This window comes from Pseudomonas sp. D3 (assembly GCF_029320995.1).
GTDB classification, from domain to species: domain Bacteria; phylum Pseudomonadota; class Gammaproteobacteria; order Pseudomonadales; family Pseudomonadaceae; genus Aquipseudomonas; species Aquipseudomonas paraveronii.
On sequence record NZ_CP119772.1, the window covers coordinates 38,623 to 60,089 of the forward strand.

Below are 21,467 nucleotides of genomic sequence, written 5' to 3' on the forward strand. Positions count from 1 at the left end.
CGCTGTATGACTGAGCTGTCGCAGGTGTCGGTGACGGCGCTCAAGGGTGTCGGCGAAGCCATGGCCGAGAAGTTGGCCAAGGTCGGCCTCGAGAACCTTCAGGATGTGCTGTTCCACCTGCCCCTGCGCTACCAGGACCGCACACGCGTGGTGCCCATCGGCCATTTACGTCCGGGGCAAGACGCGGTAATCGAAGGCACCGTCAGCGGCGCCGACGTGGTGATGGGCAAGCGCCGCAGTTTAGTCGTGCGCTTGCAGGACGGCACCGGTGGCCTGAGCCTGCGCTTCTATCATTTCAGCAACGCGCAGAAGGAAGGCCTCAAGCGCGGCACCCGCGTGCGTTGCTACGGCGAAGCACGCCCCGGCGCCTCCGGCCTGGAAATCTACCACCCGGAATACCGCGCCATTACCGGCGACGAGCCGCCGCCGGTCGACACCACCCTGACGCCGATCTACCCGCTGACCGAAGGCCTCACCCAACAGCGCCTGCGCCAACTGTGCCAGCAGACCCTGAGCATGCTCGGCCCGACAAGCCTGCCCGACTGGCTGCCCGTGGAGCTGGCCCGCGACTATCAACTGGCGCCGCTGGACGATGCGATCCGCTACCTGCATCACCCGCCGGCCGACGCCGATGTCGACGAACTGGCCCTCGGTCATCACTGGGCCCAGCATCGCCTGGCCTTCGAAGAACTGCTGACCCACCAACTGTCCCAGCAACGCCTGCGCGAGAGCATGCGCTCCTTGCGCGCACCGGCGATGCCCAAGGCCACGCGCCTGCCCGCACAGTACCTGGCGAACCTCGGCTTTGCGCCGACCGGTGCCCAGCAACGCGTGGGCAATGAAATCGCCTACGATCTCAGCCAGCCGGAACCGATGCTGCGCCTGATCCAGGGCGACGTCGGCGCGGGTAAGACCGTGGTCGCCGCCCTCGCCGCCTTGCAGGCGCTGGAAGCCGGTTACCAGGTGGCGCTGATGGCACCTACCGAGATTCTCGCCGAGCAGCACTTCATCACCTTCAAGCGCTGGCTCGAACCGCTGGGCCTGGAAGTCGCGTGGTTAGCGGGCAAACTCAAAGGCAAGCACCGCGCAACGGCGCTGGAACAGATCGCCGCCGGCGCCCCGATGGTGGTGGGCACCCACGCGCTGTTCCAGGACGAAGTGCAGTTCAAGAACCTCGCGCTGGTGATCATCGACGAACAGCACCGCTTCGGCGTGCAACAGCGCCTGGCCCTGCGCCAGAAAGGCGTGGGCGGACGCATGAGCCCGCACCAATTGATCATGACCGCCACACCGATCCCGCGCACCCTGGCCATGAGCGCCTACGCCGACCTCGACACCTCGATCCTCGACGAACTGCCGCCCGGCCGCACCCCGGTCAATACCGTGCTGGTCACCGACACGCGGCGCGTGGAAGTGATCGAGCGGGTACGCGGCGCCTGTGCCGAAGGCCGCCAGGCGTATTGGGTATGCACACTGATTGAAGAGTCCGAAGAGCTGACCTGCCAGGCCGCCGAGACCACTTACGCAGACCTCACCAGCGCCTTGGGCGAACTCAAGGTCGGGCTGATCCACGGGCGCATGAAGCCAGCGGAAAAAGCTGCGGTGATGGCTGATTTCAAGGCCGGCAACCTGCAATTGCTGGTGGCCACCACGGTGATCGAGGTCGGGGTGGACGTGCCCAACGCCAGCCTGATGATCATCGAAAACCCCGAGCGCCTGGGCCTGGCACAACTGCACCAGTTGCGCGGCCGCGTCGGCCGGGGCAGCGCGGCCAGCCACTGTGTGCTGCTGTATCACCCGCCGCTGTCACAGGTCGGTCGTCAACGCCTAAGTATCATGCGTGAAACAAATGACGGCTTTGTCATCGCCGAAAAAGACCTCGAACTGCGCGGCCCCGGCGAAATGCTCGGCACCCGCCAAACCGGCCTGTTGCAATTCAAGGTCGCCGACCTGATGCGCGACGCCGACCTGCTGCCGGCGGTGCGCGATGCGGCCCAAGCCTTGCTCGAACGCTGGCCGCATCACGTCAGCCCGCTACTGGACCGATGGCTGCGGCATGGGCAGCAATACGGCCAAGTGTGACGCCTGTTTCACTTATCCGACCAACATATGTATCAAGCTGGTTATACTCCAAAGACTGTACGAAATTGGATCAGGCCATGTCAGAAGTTGCCCACGCCACCGCCCCGCTGACCGCACCGCCGGTTATTCGAGCGCTGCTCGCGAAGCTCGCCATCAGCTACACGGAAGTCGCCGAACATCCGGGCCTGAACCCTGCGCGAAAGGTCCAGGCGGTGCTGCTGGAGGATGCGGTGGGTGCCCTCATGGTGCTGTTCCCTCAGAGCCAGTTGCTCGACCTCAACCGACTCACCGAACTCACCGGTCGTCGCCTGACGTCGGTGTCACCGGAGCGTATCGAACGCATGCTGGGCAAGCATGACCTGAGCCTGCTGCCCGGCCTGCCGGCGCTGACCAGTTCACCTTGCCTGTATGAAGGCAGCCTGCTGAATGAGCCGAGCCTGCTGGTTCACTCGGGCGAAGCCGGTTTGCTGCTGGAGATTGCCAGCGCCGACTTCAAAACCATGCTGACCAAGGCCAGCGCCGCGCAATTCGGCGAGCCGCTGAGCAACATCCGCCCCAACCTCGACCGGCCCAATGATGACCGCGAGGAAATCACCCAGGCCATGCAGGCGTTCACCGCCCGGCGCATCCAACAGCGCCTGGAAGCGACCATCGAGATTCCGCCGCTGGCCGACACCGCGCAGAAGATCATCAAACTGCGCGTCGACCCCAACGCCACCATCGAAGACATCACCAGCGTGGTCGAAACCGACCCGTCGCTGGCCGCCCAAGTGGTCAGTTGGGCCGCCTCGCCCTATTACGCCTCGCCGGGCAAAATCCGCTCGGTGGAAGACGCGATCGTGCGTGTGCTGGGCTTCGATCTGGTGATCAACCTGGCGCTGGGCCTGGCCCTGGGCAAAACCCTGAGTCTGCCCAAGGACCATCCGCACCACGCCACGCCGTACTGGCACCAGTCGATCTACACCGCCGCCGTCATCGAAGGCCTGACCCGCGCGATGCCGCGCGCGCAACGCCCGGAAGCCGGCCTGACCTACCTGGCCGGCCTGCTGCACAACTTTGGTTATCTGCTGCTGGCCCACGTATTCCCGCCGCACTTCTCGCTGATCTGCCGACACCTGGAGGTCAACCCGCACCTGTGCCACAGCTTTGTGGAGCAACACTTGTTGGGGATCAGCCGCGAGCAGATCGGCGCCTGGTTGATGCGCTACTGGGACATGCCGGACGAACTGTCCACCGCCCTGCGCTTCCAGCACGATCCGTTCTACGACGGCCAATACGCCGAGTACCCGAATCTGGTGTGCTTGGCCGTGCGCCTGCTGCGCAGCCGAGGCATCGGGTCCGGGCCGGATGAAACCATCCCTGACGAGTTGCTTGAACGTTTGGGCTTGAGCCGTGACAAGGCTGAAGAAGTCGTGGCCAAGGTGCTGGATGCCGAGGTGCTGTTGCGCGAATTGGCCTCGCAGTTCAGCCAGGGCTGAATCGGTAGCTTGTTAGATCCCTATCGGGGGCAAGCCCCCTCCCACATTTTGATCTGCGAACACGGTCAAGTGTGGGAGGGGGCTTGCCCCCGATGAATCCACCTCGGTCTACTTCTTTTTCTTCGGCTTCAAATACTTGGTCAACCCCTGGAACCAGATCACCAGCGCCGGGTTGCCCTTGATCTGAATCGACTTGTCCTGAATCCCCGTCATGAACGCCAGTTGCTTGTTCTTCGCCTGCATCGTGGCGAAGCCGTAGGCGGCATCTTTAAAGGCAATGGCGAAGGCCGGCGCGGGGTGAACACCCGAACGGCTGGTGATGCGCTGGTCTTTGACGATGAAATGACGGGCAACCTTGCCGTCGAGGGTCTGCAACTGGAACGCCAGGTCTTTGTCACCCAACTGCTGCTGGAACGCAGGGTTGGTGCGACTGGCTTTGCCCATCATCAGGCCCAGTACCCAGAGGAGAAAACGAAATTTCATGCACACGGCCTCGGTGTAATTATTGAGTGGCCGCAGCAGTGTAGCAATTTGCCAAAAGAACGCCACCGATCTCGCGCTTTAGCGGGAGATCGGTTGGCGTTTAACGCTTATAGCAACAACTTGCTTATACGTTCGGGCAAGGTACCGGTGCCCAGTCGGCCAGGTTTGGATCGCGGCAAGTGCCTTCGATCTGCGCTTTACCGGCGCTGGCGACCTGCTTGCTTTCAGCTTGCTTGGTCTGGGCAGTCTGGAAGGTTTTTTCGGTGGCGACCGCTTCTTTCGGCACCACAGGCAGCGGCGGACGCTTGGTCACGACTTTGCTGGTCGATTTGCCTTTCTTGGCCGGTACGACCGCCGGAGTGGCATCCGCTGTCGCCACGGTGACTACGTCGTTGCGCTGCACGCCAACCTGTTGCAGGTCTTTCTCGTAAGCCTGGGTGTAGTTGTTCAGGTCTTCGCTGGCTTTGCCATTGACCGCGACGATCAAGTCATTGGATTCCTTCAGGCCGGAAACGATTTCCGCCAGGCGCTTGCGGCCTTCGGTATCGTTGACGGTCTTGGCTTTACGGTCGGCCACCAGTTTGGTGAACGCGCTCTGGTAGCACTGCTGCGACGCCTTGGCGTAGGCGGTGCTGCGATCGATGTCGGAGGCGCTTTTGTTCACGTCAGCCGCGTAGGATGCAATACGCTGGTTGTCGTCGGCGACCTGCTTCTGACGCTCGGTGTAGTAACCCGCCGCGCCGCCGACCAGGGCGCCGCCCGCAGCACCGATCGCTGCGTTACGGCCACGCTTCTCGGAGTCGCCGGTCAGGGCGCCGAGCAATGCACCGCCGGCAGCGCCGATGGCCGCGCCGGTAACGACCGACTTGGTCATGTCCGAATCGGTCGTGCGCAGGTGCTGCACCGGCTCATAGCAGTTCGGGTAGTACTCGACCTTGGTGCTCGACGCGACCTTGGAGGCCGGCGACGTGGCGCAACCAGTCAACACGGTGCTGAAACCGGCCGCGATCAGCAGCAGGTGACGCTTGGAAACCGCCTTACGGGAAAAAAGCATAGGTGTGTTCTCTTTTAAGTTTGACTTGCCCAGCACGGCCCACCGCCGCCTGAGTCCCTTCCAAGCTCGCCCGCAAGCCAGCGATCAAGACCGCTGACCGCTGGCTGCGAGCAATTCCTTCAAAATCGTTGCCGGGTCGGCCCGCTGTTGCTTGCGGTAGTCGCCGACATGGCGAACGAACAGTGTCGCGCGCGTCACCAGGCTTTTGCCGAGCACTGGCTTGCGATCCAACTCTTCCTTGATCCGTTGAAACTGTGCCTGGATCACCGCATCGGTGTAGCGCGTGCCGGTGGCCAGGTTGTCGATATAGATCGCCACCGCACCGTCGAGCGCGCTGCGCCCGTTGGCGATGGCCGTGGCAAACAGTTGCGCACTGGCCTCGTCCTTAGCATCCACGGCCTGCTGGCGACTCTTTTGCAGGTTGATCAGGCGGATGTTGTAGTTGTTGATGGTCTCGGCCACCAACGCCGCCGACTGAATCAAGTTGCCCGCCGCTTCTTCGCGTTGCTGGGCGATCAGCGAGACGTTGCGCTTGAGCTCTTCGTTGACCAGCCCCAGCTCGGCTTGCAGCCGTGGGTCGACGCTCGCGGCGATGATGCTGTCCAGGCGCTTGGTCGGGTCCTGGGCGTCATCGATGGCATCGGTCAGCGAGGCCAAGCGGCCCTCTTTCTGCCACTGCGCGAACAGCTCCTTGTAGCGCGAACGCGGCGCCGAGAGCGCACCAATCGCCACGCGAAAACCGGTGGTCTCGTTGCTTTGCTCGGTGCCGTCGGCGGCGAACAACGGGTACTCACGGCGCATGCCAGTGAACAGCGTGCCCTCGCCTTCCAGGTAATTGCCGCCTTTGACCACAAAGCCGCCGTAGGCGCCCTGGCGACGTCCGGCATGTACCAGTTGGAAGGATTCCTGGACCATTTCCGCCGCGTTGCCGATCACATCGAACATACCGATCGGGTTGGGCAGTTTGGTGCCGATGGGCATCAGCCGTGCGGCCTGGCCGGTGCCGCCGGCGACCTGGTTGAACACCGCCCAATCCGCCAGCGGCCCATCGCTTTCACTGCCCTCGATACGCCGGGGGAACAGGCGCCCTTCCAAGTCCTGGCGACTCACGGCCTGCCCCCCGCGCGCGGCGAATTCCCATTCCACTTCGGTGGGCAAGCGCACAAAACCGAGGCCGCCGTCGTCGGCAGAAGCGCCGCGCCCGCTGACCGGCAGCAACTCGCGGTGATATTTCATCAGCCAGGCGCTGTACACCGCCGAGAAGCGTTCGGCTTCAAAGCGCGACAGCTTGACCTTGGGCAAACGCCCGGCCATGCCGCTGGGCGCATCGCACGCGGGCGCCGGTTCGCCACTGGCCAACGATTGCGCCTGGGACATCACCTGGGCGTATTGACGCGCGGTCACTTCGTACTTGCCGATGAAGTACAGCATCGGCTTGAGCGGGGTCTTGGCGTCGGTCTTCGGCATCAGGGGCGCGATGACTTTATTCCAGTCTTTGGGCAAGTCCTTGAGGCTGAACTGGCCGTTGATGAAGTCGCGGCGATAGCCGGAAATAAACGACTGTTGATAGCCCGCCTCGCCTTCGGCAAAGGGGTAGCCGAGGCTGATCTCGCGGTCGTCCAACGTGCCTTGCGCCAGCACGTAGGCGTAGCGGAACACCAGGTTGCCTTCGCACGGTAACGGCAGGCTGACGTCGCCCGGCAACGGTTTGGGGTTGTCGAGCTTATCGCTGGCTTCATCGGCCCAGGCCAGTGAGGCCAGGCTCAGCGCCAAGGCGGCGCCCAGTAACTTATACATCTCGGATTCCTTCAGAAGCCTGGATACGCGCCACGCGCCAGCCGCCACAGGCCGCCGCCACGGCGCTGACGCCGAGCACCGCAACCAGGGCCAGGCCGTAATGACGCACCAACAGGTGGCTGGCGTGTTCGCCCGGCACCTGCACGAATAATTGATTCAACCCTGCCTCGGCCAGGCCATACAGACCCGCACTGAACACGGCAGCCAAGCCAGCGCTGTAGAGCGCCTGCAGCACCACAAAGCGCAACAGCGCGCCGGTGGAAAAGCCCAACAGGCGCAACACCGACAACTCCCTGCGCTTGCGCGCCACGGCGGCCAACGCCCCGGCGAAGATCGCCGCGAACGCCCCGGCCAAGGCCAACCCGGCGATGATCCAAAACACGATTGAAAGGTTGCGGCTCAACGACTGCACCTGGGCGATGCTCGATGCCTGAGTCGACACCCACAGATTCTGTCCGGCGAAATACACCCGCAGCGGCTCCACATCGGTGAGGTTGCGCGCATACAGGCGAAACGCCGGATACACCCGCTGCTCGCCCACGCTGGCCGCGTCGCCGTCCCAGCCCAGCGCGGCTACGGCGCGGCCATCGCGGTAGTCTTCCACCGCTTCCAGCAGGCTCAATTGGGCAAACAGACCGTCGCGGGCGAAGGCCTCCAGCGGCAGTACCGCGAGCACCTGCAAGCGTGTACGCCGGGCTTCGACGCGCCCCGCAACTTGACGAGCAAAACTGGTTTCCAGCCAATCCCCCGGCCGCGCCGCGAGCTTCTCGGCGGCGGTGTGGCTCAGCACGATCTGCTCCAGCCCCTGGGGCATCGGCAAACCGTTGAGCAGCGGATCGCCCGGCGCAGTCGGCAGCATTTCCAGGGTCAATGTGCCCACCTGCGCGGTCGCCGCGATCTGCCGCGTGCGCGGGATGGCGAACGCCACGTCGCCGCGCTGGCCCAACTGCTCGACAAAAGCGCGGCTGAATCGACCACCGCCCAACGGAATAATTTCGCGGGTGGCGGGGTCGGTCTCCAGGCGCTCGGTCAAACTGCTGACCAGTCCGAATTTCAGGCCAAATAGCACCAGCAACGGCGCGATAACGGCGACCAGCGCCAGCACCGAGCAGGCCGACAGCCACGCATCGTTGCGGTAGTCCTGCCAAGCCAGGGAAGCCACCAGGCCGAGGCGCATCAGCACACCTCCCCGAGGGTGGCGGTGACGCCGCCGTCGCTGTCGCGACGGCAAGCGATGCGGCGCACCTGCAAGCCGCTGGCGCGGGCCAGGGGTTCGTCATGGGTGGCGATCACGCAAGCGGCGCGGTGTTCGCGCGCGCGGGCCAACAGCGCCTGCATCACCCGTTCGGCGTTAAGCGGGTCGAGGGACGCGGTCGGCTCATCGGCCAAGACCAATTGCGGCGCATGGGCCAGGGCGCGGGCGCAGCTCACGCGCTGGCGTTGGCCGACCGACAGCGCCGCCGGCTTCTTGGCCAACTGATCGCTGATCTCCAATTGCTCAGCCAGGCGCGCCACGCTGCCATCGTCCTTCAACCCCAGCAATTGCCGGGACAAGGCGATATTGCTGCGCACATCGAGAAAGCCCAGCAACCCGCCGGTTTGCAGCACATAACCGAGGTGCCGGCTGCGCAGGTCGGCCAAGGCGGTCTGCCGATTGGCGCGCCACAAGTCGCCGATGTCGGTCTGATTGAATTCAAACCTGTCCACCTGATCCGGCGCGAGCACCAACGCCAGCAGGTCGAGCAAGGTGCTTTTGCCACACCCGCTCGGCCCGACAATCGCCACTTGCTCACCCGCACGCAGGTGCAGCGCCGGAATCACCAGGCTATAGCGCTGGCTACCGACGCCCCGGCTCTTGTGGACCGCGTTCAGGTTCAGCATTACGGCAGCGTCGACAAGGGCACGCGGTACAACGCATCGCCCGGCTCGGCATCGCCGAAACGGACCCAGTTGGCCACGTCATTATGGAAGGTTTCATAGAGACGGATCTTCGAATCCAGCTCGTCGATAAAGTCTTCCTGCTCGGCCACGCTCAACGACAGCCATAGATCCTGGGTCATGTTCAGCGACTTGCTGCGGTACGGCAGGCCTTCCAGGTATTCGCCGAGAATGCCGCCATCGGCCAGGTTGCCGCCCTTGCGCAGGGCCTGCGGGTCGCGGCTCATATAGGCCGAGGCGCTGGCGATTTCCTGGAAAAAGTCTTTGGGCGAGGTCTGGGTTTTGCGGGCGGCGTCGACGATCAGTTTCAGCGACTGCTGCAAGTCGTTGAGCTGCAATTTGGTCAACATCACGCACACCTGGAACGCCGGCAGCGCCGGGTTGGTCAGGTCGCGGTCGGCGGTCCAGGCGCTGACCAACTGCGGCGCCTGGCTTGCAGTTTTGCGCCCGAGGAAGTCCATGTGCATGGCGTAGCCGATGGCGGCGGATTTATCCGCCAGGCTCGGCGCGGCACTCAACAACGGCACCGGCTGCGGCGTATTACTGCGCACCTGATGCACCAGGTTGGCGAACACCGTGCCGATCTCGTCGACGCGCTCGCCCAACTTGCGCACATCGCCACCCGGCACCTTCGTGTACAGGTCGCCGATCTGCGGGTTGGCGTCGGCGGTGAGGATGCGGTACTGGCTTTCGGCGCCGCCATGGGTTTTCTTGCCGGCATCGGTGCGCAGGTGCAGGGCGTAGATCTTGATCTGCTTGCCCAGCGCCGCCTGGCGCACTTCGGCTTCGTTCATCTGGGTGGCGGCGAACGGGTCGTTCTTGCGCAGCGCGCCGGCGTCGGTGACCAGCAGGATGATACGACCGCCATAGCCGGACCAGTCCATGCCTTCCACTGCCTGCATCACTCCGGCAAACGCGTCCTCGTTGAAGGAATGACTGGACACGGTGGACGCCTTGACGTCACGCGCCAGGTCGAGAAAGCGCTGCGGGTCGCGGCCCTGGTCGAGGGTGATCAGGGTCTTGGCCACGTATTCCAGGCCCGGGGTTTTCTTGATGCTGTTGCGAAAACCCACCAGGCCGAAACTGACGCTGTCCAGCTCGCCACGCTCGGCGATGCGGGTTTGCAGTTCGTGGACCACATCGCGGATCTGGTCGATATACGGCTGCATCGACACGGTGGTGTCGACCACCAACACCACGGCGGTGCGGAAGGCATCAGCGCTGGCGTTGATTACCGGGGTCGCGGGCTTGGCGACTGCGCTATTGCCGGGGTCGATGGACGCGACGTTGAGCAACTGCACCGGCTGGCCGTTTTCGTCGAAGCTCTCTTTGGAATCGAAGATCGGCAACAGGTAGAACTGGTTCTGCGGCACGGCGCTGGCGGCCGGTTCCAGGGCCAGGACCTGGCCGTTGTCGTCGCGGTTGTTCTGCGCCTTGGCCAGCACGCCTTTGGCGGCGGCGGGATCGGCCAGCAGCTTTTCCACTTCGCCGGATTGACGCAGGAACATCACCGGCGCCCGGCCGGAGCGTTCGGTGAACTTGAGCACCAGGCTTTGCTTCCAGTCGCTGACCTGGGCGGCCGGCAACCAACCGCCGCTGCGCCCATCGGTGGCGGCGCCGACGCGCACCCACGGGCTGCCGTCGACGTCCTTGCGCTGATACACGTAGAGCACCGAAAACGCCGGCAGGGCTTTGCCCGGTGCGCTGCCGGCAGCGCTGGAGAGTTTCGCGCCGGGCTTGCTGAGCACGCGCTGGAACAGGGTTTTCTTGCCCACCATCAGCAAGGGTCGTTGACCACCGTCCACGTCGGCGACCACTACAGGCGGCGCGACCTTGGGCACTACAGCAGCCGGCGGCTTGGCAGGCGTATCGCTACCGCTCAACCACCAGTAACTGGCGCCACCAATGGCCAACGCAACCGCCACCGCCACGGCGGCCAACGCCAACACCGGCCCACGGCGCTGCTCGGACACGGAAGTGTGTGGTGGCGGTGTCACCACCGGCTGGCGCACGGGTTGTGGCTGGGGTTTATCGGTGGGAATGTCGATGGTGACGGGCGTCATGCCCGCCAGGTCAAAACTCAGCGGAATCGGCAACGGCCGCACCAGCGTGGCGTCCGGCGACTCTGTCGGCAGTTGATCCAGCGCCAGCAGCAACGCCGCCGCATCCGGGAAACGCTCATTCGGGTCCTTGGCCAACAGCTTGCGCAGCACCTCCTGATAACGCCCGTGATGCAGCGGCAGCTCCGGCAGCGGCTCGGTCAGGTGGGCCAGCGCCGTGGAGAGCGCATCAGTGCCGTTATAAGGCAGCTTGCCGACGAGGATCTCGTAAAGCACCACGCCTAGCGCATACAGGTCCGCACGGCCATCGATTTCCTGGCCACGCGCCTGTTCCGGGCTCATGTAGCTCGGCGTGCCCACGGCGAAACCGGCCTGGGTGAACTGGGTGCGGTCGTCCAGGGATTTGGCGATGCCGAAGTCCGACAGCACGGCGGTACCATCGGCGCGGAACAGAATGTTCGCCGGCTTGACGTCACGGTGGACCAGCCCCCGTGCATGGGCGTAACCCAAGGCCGAGGCGATCTGGCGGATCAGCGTGAGGCCCTGCTCCGGTGTGAGGCCGGCGGCGATGCGCTCCTTGAGCGTGCCGTTGGGCAGGTATTCCATGGCCATGTAATACAGCTCACCGACATTGCCGATGTCATGGATGGTCACCGTGTGCGGGTGCGACAGCCGCGCCAGGGTCTTGCCCTCGCGCAGGAAGCGCTCGCAGAAACTCGGGTCCGCCGCCAGCGCTGCAGCCATCACCTTTAGCGCGACCTTGCGCTCCAGCGAGCGCTGGGTCGCCAGGTACACGCTGGCCATGGCGCCTTCGCCGATCTCGCCTTCGATGTCGTAGCCCGGGATCACGATGTTCATGCCGATACCTTCACGACGATGGCGGTGATGTTGTCCGGTGCGCCTCGGTTAAGCCCCAGGTGGACCAGGCTGCGCACGATTTCATCCGGTGCGTCATGGTTGAGCACTTCACGGATCTCATGATCTTCGACGGTCTTGTTCAGGCCATCGCTGCACAGCAGGTAGCTGTCGCCGGGGGCAATCAGCAGGTCGACCACCGCCAGTTCCAGTTGGGCTTCCACGCCGATGGCGCGGGTGACGATGTTGGCGCGCGGATGCACGCGGGCATCGGCCTCGCTGAGCAGGCCGCTGTCTTGCAGGTCCTGCACGTAGCTGTGGTCGCGGGAGACGCCGTCGAGCACGCCGTCGCGCAGGCGATACAGGCGACTGTCGCCGGCCCACAGGCACACGCCGCGCAAGCCGCGTGCGGCGAACACCACCACGGTGCTGCCCATCATGGTCACGCCACGGTTGGCGGTTTCTTCACGCACGGCCGCGTTGACGCGAATCAGGTCATTGCGCAAGGCCGCCGAGTATTCCTCGAGGGAACGTCCCAGCGGCACACTGCGCAGGCTGTCGACGATCAGGCTGCTGACGTAATCCCCGGCGGCATGCCCACCCATGCCGTCGGCTACCACCCACAGGCGACTCTCGGGCAGGTCCAGGCACGCGTCTTCATTGACCTGGCGAACCATGCCCACATGGCTTTTGCTCGCGGATTTGTACGTCGACCCCATCTACATCACACCTTCTTGTCCGAGCAAAAACTGCGCAAAATCGCGGGTGGCAGGCAAGCCCTGACACCGCAATAAACCCGGGGAAATCGTCTGCGAACCACGGCCCCACCACAGGCTGGCGCCGTCGCAGGCCTGTTCGGCGAGCGCGGTCATGCGTGCATGGGGCACGGTGGCGGCGACCCGCTGTAGCCCGGCGAAACGGCTGTCCACCGCGCGCAGTTCAGTCGCCGGCAAGCCCAGACTGTCGACGCCGTCGTTGAAACGGTCGAAGGTGGCGCCGGCGTCCAGGGTACTGAGCAACAGCTCTTCGGCCTCTTCAAACCAGCGGTCCGGGCCACCTACCAGGGACGCCGGGTTGGTGTCGTGATCGAGCAAGGCGACCACGGCCAGCGGGAAATACCGCCCGACCCGGTCGATGCTCGGCATCACCACACCCGCCGCCGCGTTCGGCCCGCACACGCCGGGCGCGAGAACAAAGCGCCACAGCGGGCTGACCAGGTACACGTTGAGCCAGTCGGCACCCAGGCTGTGTTGGCTGGCGAGCAAACCCGCCGCCAGCCAGCTGTCCCACGGGCCGATAAAACTCTGCGGCAAGGCGCGGCTGACAAAATCCCCGCGACTGGCCAACTTGCCGTAGAAGCCCAGCGTCGTCATAACCGCTCCGGCAGGCTGAAGCCACTGAGCACGCGGCTTTTGAACGGGTTGAAGGCGCTGTTGGCGCGCAATTCGTAGGCGATGCTCGCACCGTCGACCCGCAGGCGCAGGCTGAAGCGATCCGGCGCATTGCCGGGCGTGAGGTCCGATTGTTCGAGCAGGCGGAACCAGGCCCACGGGCCGTCCAGGGTCACGCCGGAACGGCCGCTGGCCGACGGCGGCATGATCGAAATACGCACCACGCCAATGCTGCCGGGGTTCGGCCACTGCATCGCCACCGGGCGGCTCGGGCCGTGGTCGTAGCTCAATTGCTGGCCGTCCAGGTCAAGCAGGAACTGGGTGATGCTGGCGTCCATCGCCACCGGCTTGAGCTCAAAACGCACGATCGGCTGAGTGCCGCCTGCGCGAAAGAACGCGTCACGGATCGTCGCGGCACGCTGGAAGGTTTGCAGCACGCCCGGCGCAATCCCGAGTTTCTGAGCGGCGCCCGGCTGCCAGCGCCAGGTCTGTGCGGACGTATCCACGTAGGGCTGCAGGTATTTGCGGAAGTAGTTATCCATCACCCCGCCCACGCCGAAGAACTGGCCGAAATCATCCAGCGTGGCGTCACGGGCGCTGCCCGGCGACATCGGATAACGCCCGGCCAGGGACTGGCGATACACGTTCACCACTTCGCTGACCCAGGCCGCGTTCAGTTGGTTACGCACGCCGCCCATCATGCTGTTGGTGGTCGAGTTGACCACCGACTTGACCATGCCCTGCACCAACGGCGGCTGGCGCTCGGCGTTCAGGCTGACCCGCGTGGCTGCAGCCGCCGCCTGGTTCTTCGCCTCGCCGAGCAAGGCATCGCCGCTGGCGCCGACCATGGCGCTGACTTGCACGTACAGCGCGTTCATGTCGGCCAGCAGGCCGTCGATGGCCGCCGGCTCGCCTTCGTTCTTGCTGACGATGCTGTTGAGCTCGGCAAAGTGCGCGGTCACCGGGTCGTCCGCCGCAACCGGCGCATTTGCGCTGGGCTGCTCCTGGCCGAGCAGGTTGCCCAGGCGCTCCTTGAGCTTGTCCACCCCGCCTTCAACCGGCACGCCCTTGGCCGCTAACTGACGCTCTTGCGCCTGCAAGTCGGTTTCGTTGGCCACCGCAACCAGCAGCTTTTTCAGCGGCGAGGTCGGCCCGGAAATCACCCGCAGCACGTCCGCTGCCTGGGCCACGCTGGTGATCGGCACAAAGTCGATGTCGGCCAGCAACGCATCCCACTGACGCTGATAGTCCTGGAAGTACAGGCGACGCACGTCGGCAGCCAGGCTGACCACGTTCTGCTGGTCGGCCTGTTCCTGGCCAAGCACCCATTGCTCTTCGGCCAGGGTGCCGGTCTGGTTCAGACTGCTCAGCAGGAACGCCTGGCGATAGCCTTTGGCGGTGAAGAAACCACTCAACGGCTCGCCCAACGGCTTGCCGCTCTTGCGGCTGAACACCAGCGCAGCGTCGCGGCCGGCGGCTTCGTTGAGGCGGAAGTCAGCAATGCCTTCGGGCAGTTTCTGGCGTTTGACCCGGTCATACACGCGCTGGGCCACCGGCAGTTGTCGCAACTGCCGACGCAGGTCGTCGATCAAGCGCGGGTCGAGGCGTGCGCTAGGCGGGTGGCGTTCAAACAACGCCTGCATGTGTTCGGCCAGCGCCTGGCGCTGATCGGCAGGCAAATCGCGCGGCAGGTTGCGATCCCAGTCGAGGGCGATCCAGGCTTTGATGAAGTCCGGGTCGTAATGCTCGGTGTCGGCGAGCATCAGGTAAGCCTTGAGCCCTTCGTAGAGGAAGTCGGAATTACCGCCGCCGTGCAGTTGCTCCTCGATGCGCGTCACCAGGCGTGGCGCTAAGACGGCAATCAACAGCTTGCGATAAACGCTGGCGGATTCGGCTTCGAGCATATCGCCTTGATACAGGCCCAGGCCCTCGGACCAACTTGGCGAATCACCGGCGAGGTGTTTCACCGCGTTGAGCAACGGCAGCACGGCGAGCACTTCGCGCTGTGCCGGGCTGAGGTTCTGTACGGCCTGGCCCAGGGGGGCGACCTTCTGGTCGACCTGGGCGATATACGCCTGGTTGGCGCGATAACTGACCCACCACAGGCTGCTGACCACGATCACCAGCGCCACGGTGGCCGCGAGCACGCCGCGCGCGATCCATTTGCGCCGCCGTTCGACCTGCGGGTTGACGCCCACCAGCCCGCGCTCGGCAAAGGCTACCGCGCTGAACAGTTTCTCGATGAAGTAACTGCGCCCGCTGCCGCTCTGACGCGCGAGGTGCTGGCGGTCCAGGTTCATGCTCTGGGCCATGGCGCCGATCAAGCGATCGATCGGGCTGCCTTCCTGGGTGCCGCTGGTGAAGTACACACCGCGCAGCAATACGCGCTCTTCAAAGGCGTTGGGTTTGAACACGCCTTCGAGGAAACCTTGCAGGCAATCCTTCAACGCGCCGAACTGCTGCGGGAAGCCGTAGATCAGGTCGCGCCGTGCCGGGTCGCGCTCCTGTTGCAGGCGTTCGACCAGGCGTTCGTTGAGGCGCTGTTCGAGGCCGGCAAATTCGCTTTGCAGGTGGGCCAGCGGGCTGTCGCCGTGCTTGCCGTCGTCCAGGGCAAAGGTCATGCCCCACACCTGGGCGCGCTCTTCTTTGCTCAGGTTGTCGAAGAACTCCATGAAGCCCGGCACCAGGTCGAGCTTGGTCAGCATCAGGTAGATCGGGAAGCGCACGCCCAGTTGGGTGTACAGCTCCTGGATACGCAGGCGAATCGCTGCCGCGTGGGCAGCGCGTTCGGCATCGCTGCCCAGCAGCAGATCCGACAGGCTGATGGCGATAAAGGCACCATCGATCGGGCGGCGCGAACGCTGCTTTTTCAATAGGTCGAGGAAGCCCAACCAAGCGGCTTTGTCCACCGTGGAGTTGCTGTCCTGGGTGGTGTAGCGGCCGGCGGTGTCGAGCAATACGGCCTGGTCGGTAAACCACCAGTCGCAGTTGCGCGTGCCTCCGACGCCGCGCACCGCACCGGCACCCAATTGGGCCGCCAGCGGGAAATGCAGCCCGGAATTGACCAGCGCGGTGGTCTTGCCCGAACCCGGCGGGCCGATGATCACGTACCACGGCAGTTCGTAGAGGTTGCGCCGCTCATCACCGCCGAGCTTGGCTTTTTTCAGCAGGGCCAGGGCTTCGTCCATGCGCTGGCGCAGGGTGGTGAGTTCTTCGGCGGTGGCGACGCTGTTGGGGTCGGCCGGCGTTTGCGCGGCCAGGCTGCGCATCACTTCGGCGGCCTGGTGGCGGGCCTGGAGGATGCGGAACACGCGGTAGGCGAGCCACACCGCAAACACCAGAATGATCAGCGCCCAGCGCCGCCCTTCGGGCATCAGTACGTCGAGCAACGGCCCGACAAACCAGATGATCAGGCTCAGGGCGATCAGGCCCAGCAACGGGATTACCCAGCGAATCATGAAACTGAAAAACGCCTTCACTCGACGCCCTCCGCGAGTACGGTGATTTCAACCCGACGATTGCGGGCACGGCCTTCGGCGGTGGCGTTGGTGGCCACCGGCTCGGTGTCGCTTCGGCCCTCGGCACTGAAGCGATCGCCCTGGCCGGTCTTGGCCGCAAGGATCTCCAGCACCGACTTGGCCCGCGCTTCGGACAAGGCCCAGTTGGACGGGAAGCGCAGCGTGGCAATCGGGCGGTTGTCGCTGTGCCCGGTGACGCGCACCTGGCCCTTGACCTTGCGGATCGCGTCGGCAATGCGCAGCATCAACGGCTGGTAGTCATCGACGATGCTGGAGCTGGCCGAGGCAAAAAGCTCATCACCGCGGATAGTCACGACGGAACGGTCGACCTTGTCTTCCACCGCAACGCGACCGGCCTTGATGTCTTCCACCAGAAAACCGGCCAGACGCGGGCGCTCGATCACTTTCGGCTGCGCCACGGGGCGGTCGATGGCCTGCACCGGGATCTCGCCCAGGGCATGGATATTCTTGAACACCGGCTCGGCGTCCGAGGCCAGCTTCATGCGCAGGCCGAACAGCAACGCCAGCAGCAGCGCCAGGCCGATGGCCACGGCGATCCACGGCGGCATGAACTGCGCCAGGCGATCGCGTACCACGCTCACGCCGCGCCAATGCGGCGACAGTTCGCGCTCATGCTCGCCACGTGCGCTGCGAATTGCCGCCGCGGTGCGTTCACGCAGGGCTTCCAGTTGGCTGCGCCCATCGTTCATCACGCGGTAGCGGCCTTCGAAACCCAGGCACAGGCACAGGTACAACAGCTCCAGCAGGTACAAGCGCTCACGCGGGCTTTGCAGGCAATGGTCGAGTAGCTGAAAGACCTTTTCGCCGCCCCAGGCTTCGTTGTGGACCGTGATCAGCAGGCTCTGCTTACCCCAATCGCTGGTGCTGCCCCACGGCGTGCTCAACACGGCCTCATCCAGGGCGGTACACAGCGCGTAACGCGCCAGCAGCACTTCGTTGCGGGCCACGCCAGCAGCTTCGGCGCGCTCTTCGAACTGGCGCAGGTAGGCCAGCAACTGCGCACGCAAACTGGCCGGCGCCGGATGCGCGATGGTGTTGCGCAGGCGTGTCAGCAACGCCAGCAACGGGCCGGCGGCGCTTTCCAGCGGGTTCAGGCCTTGGCTTTGGCCGGTAAGGATCGGCGCGGCCGGCATCGACAGCGGCGCCGGTTCGGCACGCGCAGGAGCAGGCTCCCGGCCACCCGGGCGCGGCATGAACTGGGTGCGGTCATCATCATTGGGGTGCATCGCGGATTATCCTCGGATCGCCCAGAAGGCCAGGTTCAAGCCCGGGAACTGCCCGGCGATATGGAAGGCGAAACCACCGGAATTGCTCAACTGCTGCCAGTGCTCGCTGCCCCGGTCCAGCTCGTAATAGGTCGAGCCTGCGTGGTACGGCAGTTGGCGCGGCGCCACGGGCAACGGCAGCAGGCCGATGCCAGGCAATTGCAGGTTGACCAGGTCGCGAATGTGCTCCACCGAGCCGACCTTGCTCTGCTGGCCGAAGCGCGCGCGCAGGGTTTCGCCGGGCACATCGGCGCGCACCACGAGGATGAAACTGGCGCTGTCGATCAGGGTTTTGTCGGCGAGCATCGCCACGTGGATGCCGTAGGCTTTCTCGACAATCGGGATCGGTGTGGCCTTGCTGTCGATCAACATCGACAGCGCTTCACGCAGAGCCTGCATCACCGGGGCAAAGCTCAGGGCCAGGTCGTCGTGCTGGTACTGCGGGTATTCCTGGGGGCGCCGGCCGGCGGTGGAAAAGGTGGCAAACTCACCCGCCAGGCTGACCAGTTCACTGAACAAACGCTCCGGGTGCAGCGGGCTCAGTTGGCTGAGGTGCTGGATCAGCGGTTGGGCACGGTTGACCAGTTGCAACAGCATGAAGTCGGCGATCTCCGACGCGCCGCCCGCGCCCGAAGCGACCACGCGCCCGGCCAGGGCTTCGCCGCGCTGGTGCAGCAGGCCGAGCAGTTCGCTGCGAAACGCCGTCAGCGGTTTGCTGGCGGCCACGTCGAGTACCGGCGGGATGTAGCTGTCGTCGAGGACCAGCGCACGGTCGGCGCGTTTTTCCTTGATACGTACCAGGCCGATCGCGGCGTAATCGCTGATGCCGTCCTGCGCAGTCAGCAGGCGCAGCGCGCGGGAACCGACAGCCACCGGGGCGCGGTTCTCGAACGGTGCGTTGTCGTCGCGCACTTCGCGCACCTGGCTCACGTAGCGGGCAGCGCCAAGCTCTTCGCCGTCGTCGACGGTGTCGCGGGCCCCCGCGCGCTTGAGCGGCAACGCCAGGTAGACCAGGCCGTCGCGCAGGCTGTCGTCGATATTCAGCGGGCTGGGCGCCAGGTCATCCTGGGGAATATTGAACGGCGTGCCATCGGGCAGCAGGCCGCGTGCCGACACAATCGCCAGCTTGCCCTGGGCCAGCAGGCCCTGATCGATCAGCAACTCGGAAAACCCCCAGGCGCCGGCGGACAACGGGCGACTGCGGGCGTCGATCAGGTTTTCCAGGTAACGGTCATGCTGCTGGAAGTGCTGCGTTCCAATGAACATGCCTTCCGACCAGACCACGCGATTGTTCCAGGACATGGGGGCTCCGATTGCTTGTTATTGGGCTGGGCTGGATGGGGAAACCACGACGTCCGCACGCACGGCGCGCACATCGAGGCTGATCTGGTATTCGGTGTATTGGCGCGGCGGCACGTTGAGCACCGTGCGCCATTGCGCGCGGTCCAGCTCGCGATAGCCCACCAACAGGCCGATCTGGCGGGTGGACGGGTCGAGGTCGCGCTGGATGCTCAGTTGCTGGCCGGGCTGCACCGTCACTTCGTCCTGGTCCAGCAGGTCGAGGCCAAGGGTGGATTGCGCGCGGTCAGCCAGGGCGAAGTAATCCGAACGGCTGAAGGTGGCGGCGTTTTTCAGTTCGAAAATCCGCACCCGCACCGGGGCGGCCTGGCCGTTGGCGCCGGGGTTAAGCCCGGCAATCGCATGAAAGTGCAACTCGACGGCAGCGGTGTTCGCTTCGGCCGAGGCCGCGGCTTCGGGTTTGACAGCATCCTTGGCGCACGCTGTCAGCATCAGCAGGGTGGCTACTGCGAGTAAAAACCTGGGAATCATCCTTCGTCCTCAATGACGTACTTAGCTTTCCGTTTTATCCATGCTTCAGCGACGCTGTCGTGCGCTGTGCTCTTCATAGGCTCGGCTGAATTCGCGGCCGAACAGGTCCTGGAAATCTTCCTGGGCCTCGCGGGAAATATTGCCGTAGAGCTCGGTGAACTGCTGCCAGTACTGGGCCTGGCGCGAGCCGCTGAACAGGCTCGACAGCCCGCCGGGCTTGCCCATGCGCTCTTCCAACTGTGCCGGCTCGAAGCGACTGAGCAGATGTTTGATCGCCGCTTCCACACCGGCCATTACTGCCAACTGGTGAGCGCGCAGATCGTCGAAACTGTCGCGCACCGCGATGTCCGGCGCCATAAACGCCTGGTTGCCATGACGAAGCAGCAGCAGTAACGCTTCGTCGGCATTCGGGGCGAATTTCAACGGATTGTTTTCCGCTGGCTGGATCATCGTTTGCTGCATGCGGAACTCGCCCTTGAGGCTCGCGCGAGCGCGCAACACGTCAATCAGGCCGTCGACCATCAGCCGGTAGCTGCGGCCGATGCTTTCCATCTGGGCTTCGGCCTGGGCCTTGTCCAGGCGCAGTTGGTCCAGGCCGGCACCGCGCAGGAAGGCTTGCAAAAGATCGGGTTGTTGGCTGTCGGCCACGGGGAGCAAGGGCTCAACCACGGGTGGCGGCGGGACAACGGCGGCGGGAGATGGCGGTGGCGGTGCGCTGACCAAGGGAGCTGGCGTGTCGCCAAACAGGTCCCAATCTTCGGGAATGACCGAGCCCGACACGGCAGGTGGCGGGACAACCGGCACGGCCACCGGGGTCGGCGGGCGAAAATCATGTTGCTCGCAAGGCACGTGATCGGCCACGGTCGGCGGCGGCACAGCGGTCGGGCTGAGGAAATCAAACAGGTCCGGCAGGGTGTCCATCGACGACGCGCCCTGGAACTGGGGGGCGATCACCGGCGCGGCTGCCGGTTTACTCACGACGGCGCCCATCAGCGCCTCGAAACTGTTCGGGGAATCACCGGCAAACGGCTGGCTATCCACGGCTTGCACATTGAAATCGATGCGCGCCTGGATTTCGTAATCACCGATGCGGATCAGTTCGCCATCCTGCAAAGGCTCGCTATTACCCCGACGCAGACGGATGCCGGCGTTAACCAACTCCACACCATTTGTGCTGTTATCGGTTAAATAATATCGACCATCTTTGTATTGAATTACACAATGCTGCGAGGAAACCAGACGCTCAGGATCAGGCAATACCCAGTCATTATCCGAGCTGCGGCCGATCGCCATCGAGCCCTGGCTCAAGGATTTTTCGGCACACTGCCCAGGGGTAATCTTGTGATAACTAGTGATAGTCAAACACAGCGACATCTTGCCTCCTTGCTGATACTTCGCGCGCAGTCGATTCCCGGCGGCAACCTTTCCCGAGGGGTCCCGTCAGGTGGTGCGAACGGCTGTTATAACCTGCTTTTTACAGCATGATCACTGATCTTAACCGGCGTCTGTGAGAAAAATCCTGTTTTAGTACGCCTCCTGACTTATCAGTCGAGCAGGTTGCTAAACACCGCACATCTGTCACAGAGGGCGAATAGCTTACCTTGACAAGCCATAACTACTACACCAAAAATGCACAACTTCTTGAATACCAGTGATGGCACATTAGTGGCGTCGCACTTATATGACCAAGAAAAC

At 64.3% G+C, this 21,467-nt stretch carries 15 protein-coding genes; 2 read left to right on the forward strand and 13 right to left on the reverse strand.

Features of this window, described 5'->3' with window-relative positions:
* Positions 1-6 precede the first annotated feature (6 nt).
* Both recG and P3S72_RS00210 read left to right on the forward strand, forming a co-directional pair.
* Positions 7-2,082, forward strand: coding sequence for an ATP-dependent DNA helicase RecG (recG, locus tag P3S72_RS00205; RefSeq protein ID WP_276195457.1), 2,076 nt, complete (start codon positions 7-9; stop codon positions 2,080-2,082).
* 77 nt (positions 2,083-2,159) lie between these two features.
* Positions 2,160-3,560 carry an aminoacyl-tRNA deacylase and HDOD domain-containing protein gene (locus P3S72_RS00210; protein WP_276195458.1) on the forward strand — a complete coding sequence of 467 codons (1,401 nt, stop codon included), beginning with the start codon at positions 2,160-2,162 and terminating at the stop codon, positions 3,558-3,560.
* A 108-nt stretch (positions 3,561-3,668) separates the two neighbouring features.
* Here the strand turns inward: P3S72_RS00210 and P3S72_RS00215 are convergent, their stop codons facing one another.
* From P3S72_RS00215 to tagH, 13 genes are all read right to left on the reverse strand, one after another.
* On the reverse strand, positions 3,669-4,043 hold the full coding sequence (locus P3S72_RS00215; RefSeq protein ID WP_094774023.1) for a helicase: 375 nt from the start codon (positions 4,041-4,043) through the stop codon (positions 3,669-3,671).
* 124 nt (positions 4,044-4,167) lie between these two features.
* Positions 4,168-5,097, reverse strand: a complete 930-nt coding sequence (gene tagQ / locus P3S72_RS00220; RefSeq protein WP_276195459.1) for a type VI secretion system-associated lipoprotein TagQ — start codon at positions 5,095-5,097, stop codon at positions 4,168-4,170.
* An 84-nt stretch (positions 5,098-5,181) separates the two neighbouring features.
* Entirely contained in the window at positions 5,182-6,894 is a 1,713-nt protein-coding gene (locus P3S72_RS00225; protein WP_276195460.1) for an SUMF1/EgtB/PvdO family nonheme iron enzyme, read from the reverse strand.
* Positions 6,887-8,071 carry an FtsX-like permease family protein gene (locus P3S72_RS00230; protein WP_276195461.1) on the reverse strand — a complete coding sequence of 395 codons (1,185 nt, stop codon included), beginning with the start codon at positions 8,069-8,071 and terminating at the stop codon, positions 6,887-6,889. The genes P3S72_RS00225 and P3S72_RS00230 overlap by 8 nt, the downstream gene beginning before the upstream one ends.
* On the reverse strand, positions 8,071-8,775 hold the full coding sequence (locus P3S72_RS00235; RefSeq protein ID WP_276195462.1) for an ABC transporter ATP-binding protein: 705 nt from the start codon (positions 8,773-8,775) through the stop codon (positions 8,071-8,073). The genes P3S72_RS00230 and P3S72_RS00235 overlap by 1 nt, the downstream gene beginning before the upstream one ends.
* Positions 8,775-11,750 (reverse strand): serine/threonine-protein kinase, encoded by a 2,976-nt coding sequence (locus P3S72_RS00240; protein ID WP_276195463.1) that lies wholly within the window; start codon positions 11,748-11,750, stop codon positions 8,775-8,777. The genes P3S72_RS00235 and P3S72_RS00240 overlap by 1 nt, the downstream gene beginning before the upstream one ends.
* On the reverse strand, positions 11,747-12,466 hold the full coding sequence (locus P3S72_RS00245; RefSeq protein WP_276195464.1) for a protein phosphatase 2C domain-containing protein: 720 nt from the start codon (positions 12,464-12,466) through the stop codon (positions 11,747-11,749). The genes P3S72_RS00240 and P3S72_RS00245 overlap by 4 nt, the downstream gene beginning before the upstream one ends.
* Positions 12,467-13,120, reverse strand: coding sequence for a type VI secretion system-associated protein TagF (tagF, locus tag P3S72_RS00250; protein ID WP_276195465.1), 654 nt, complete (start codon positions 13,118-13,120; stop codon positions 12,467-12,469).
* Positions 13,117-16,617, reverse strand: coding sequence for a type VI secretion system membrane subunit TssM (gene tssM / locus P3S72_RS00255; RefSeq protein WP_276195466.1), 3,501 nt, complete (start codon positions 16,615-16,617; stop codon positions 13,117-13,119). Before tssM ends, tagF begins: the two co-directional genes overlap by 4 nt.
* Positions 16,614-17,903 (reverse strand): DotU family type VI secretion system protein, encoded by a 1,290-nt coding sequence (locus P3S72_RS00260; RefSeq protein WP_276195467.1) that lies wholly within the window; start codon positions 17,901-17,903, stop codon positions 16,614-16,616. Before P3S72_RS00260 ends, tssM begins: the two co-directional genes overlap by 4 nt.
* A 6-nt stretch (positions 17,904-17,909) precedes the next feature.
* Positions 17,910-19,244 carry a type VI secretion system baseplate subunit TssK gene (gene tssK, locus P3S72_RS00265; protein WP_276195468.1) on the reverse strand — a complete coding sequence of 445 codons (1,335 nt, stop codon included), beginning with the start codon at positions 19,242-19,244 and terminating at the stop codon, positions 17,910-17,912.
* A gap of 18 nt (positions 19,245-19,262) precedes the next feature.
* Positions 19,263-19,772 (reverse strand): type VI secretion system lipoprotein TssJ, encoded by a 510-nt coding sequence (tssJ, locus tag P3S72_RS00270; RefSeq protein ID WP_276195469.1) that lies wholly within the window; start codon positions 19,770-19,772, stop codon positions 19,263-19,265.
* Between the two features lie 45 nt (positions 19,773-19,817).
* On the reverse strand, positions 19,818-21,146 hold the full coding sequence (gene tagH, locus P3S72_RS00275; protein ID WP_276195470.1) for a type VI secretion system-associated FHA domain protein TagH: 1,329 nt from the start codon (positions 21,144-21,146) through the stop codon (positions 19,818-19,820).
* Positions 21,147-21,467: the final 321 nt, after the last annotated feature.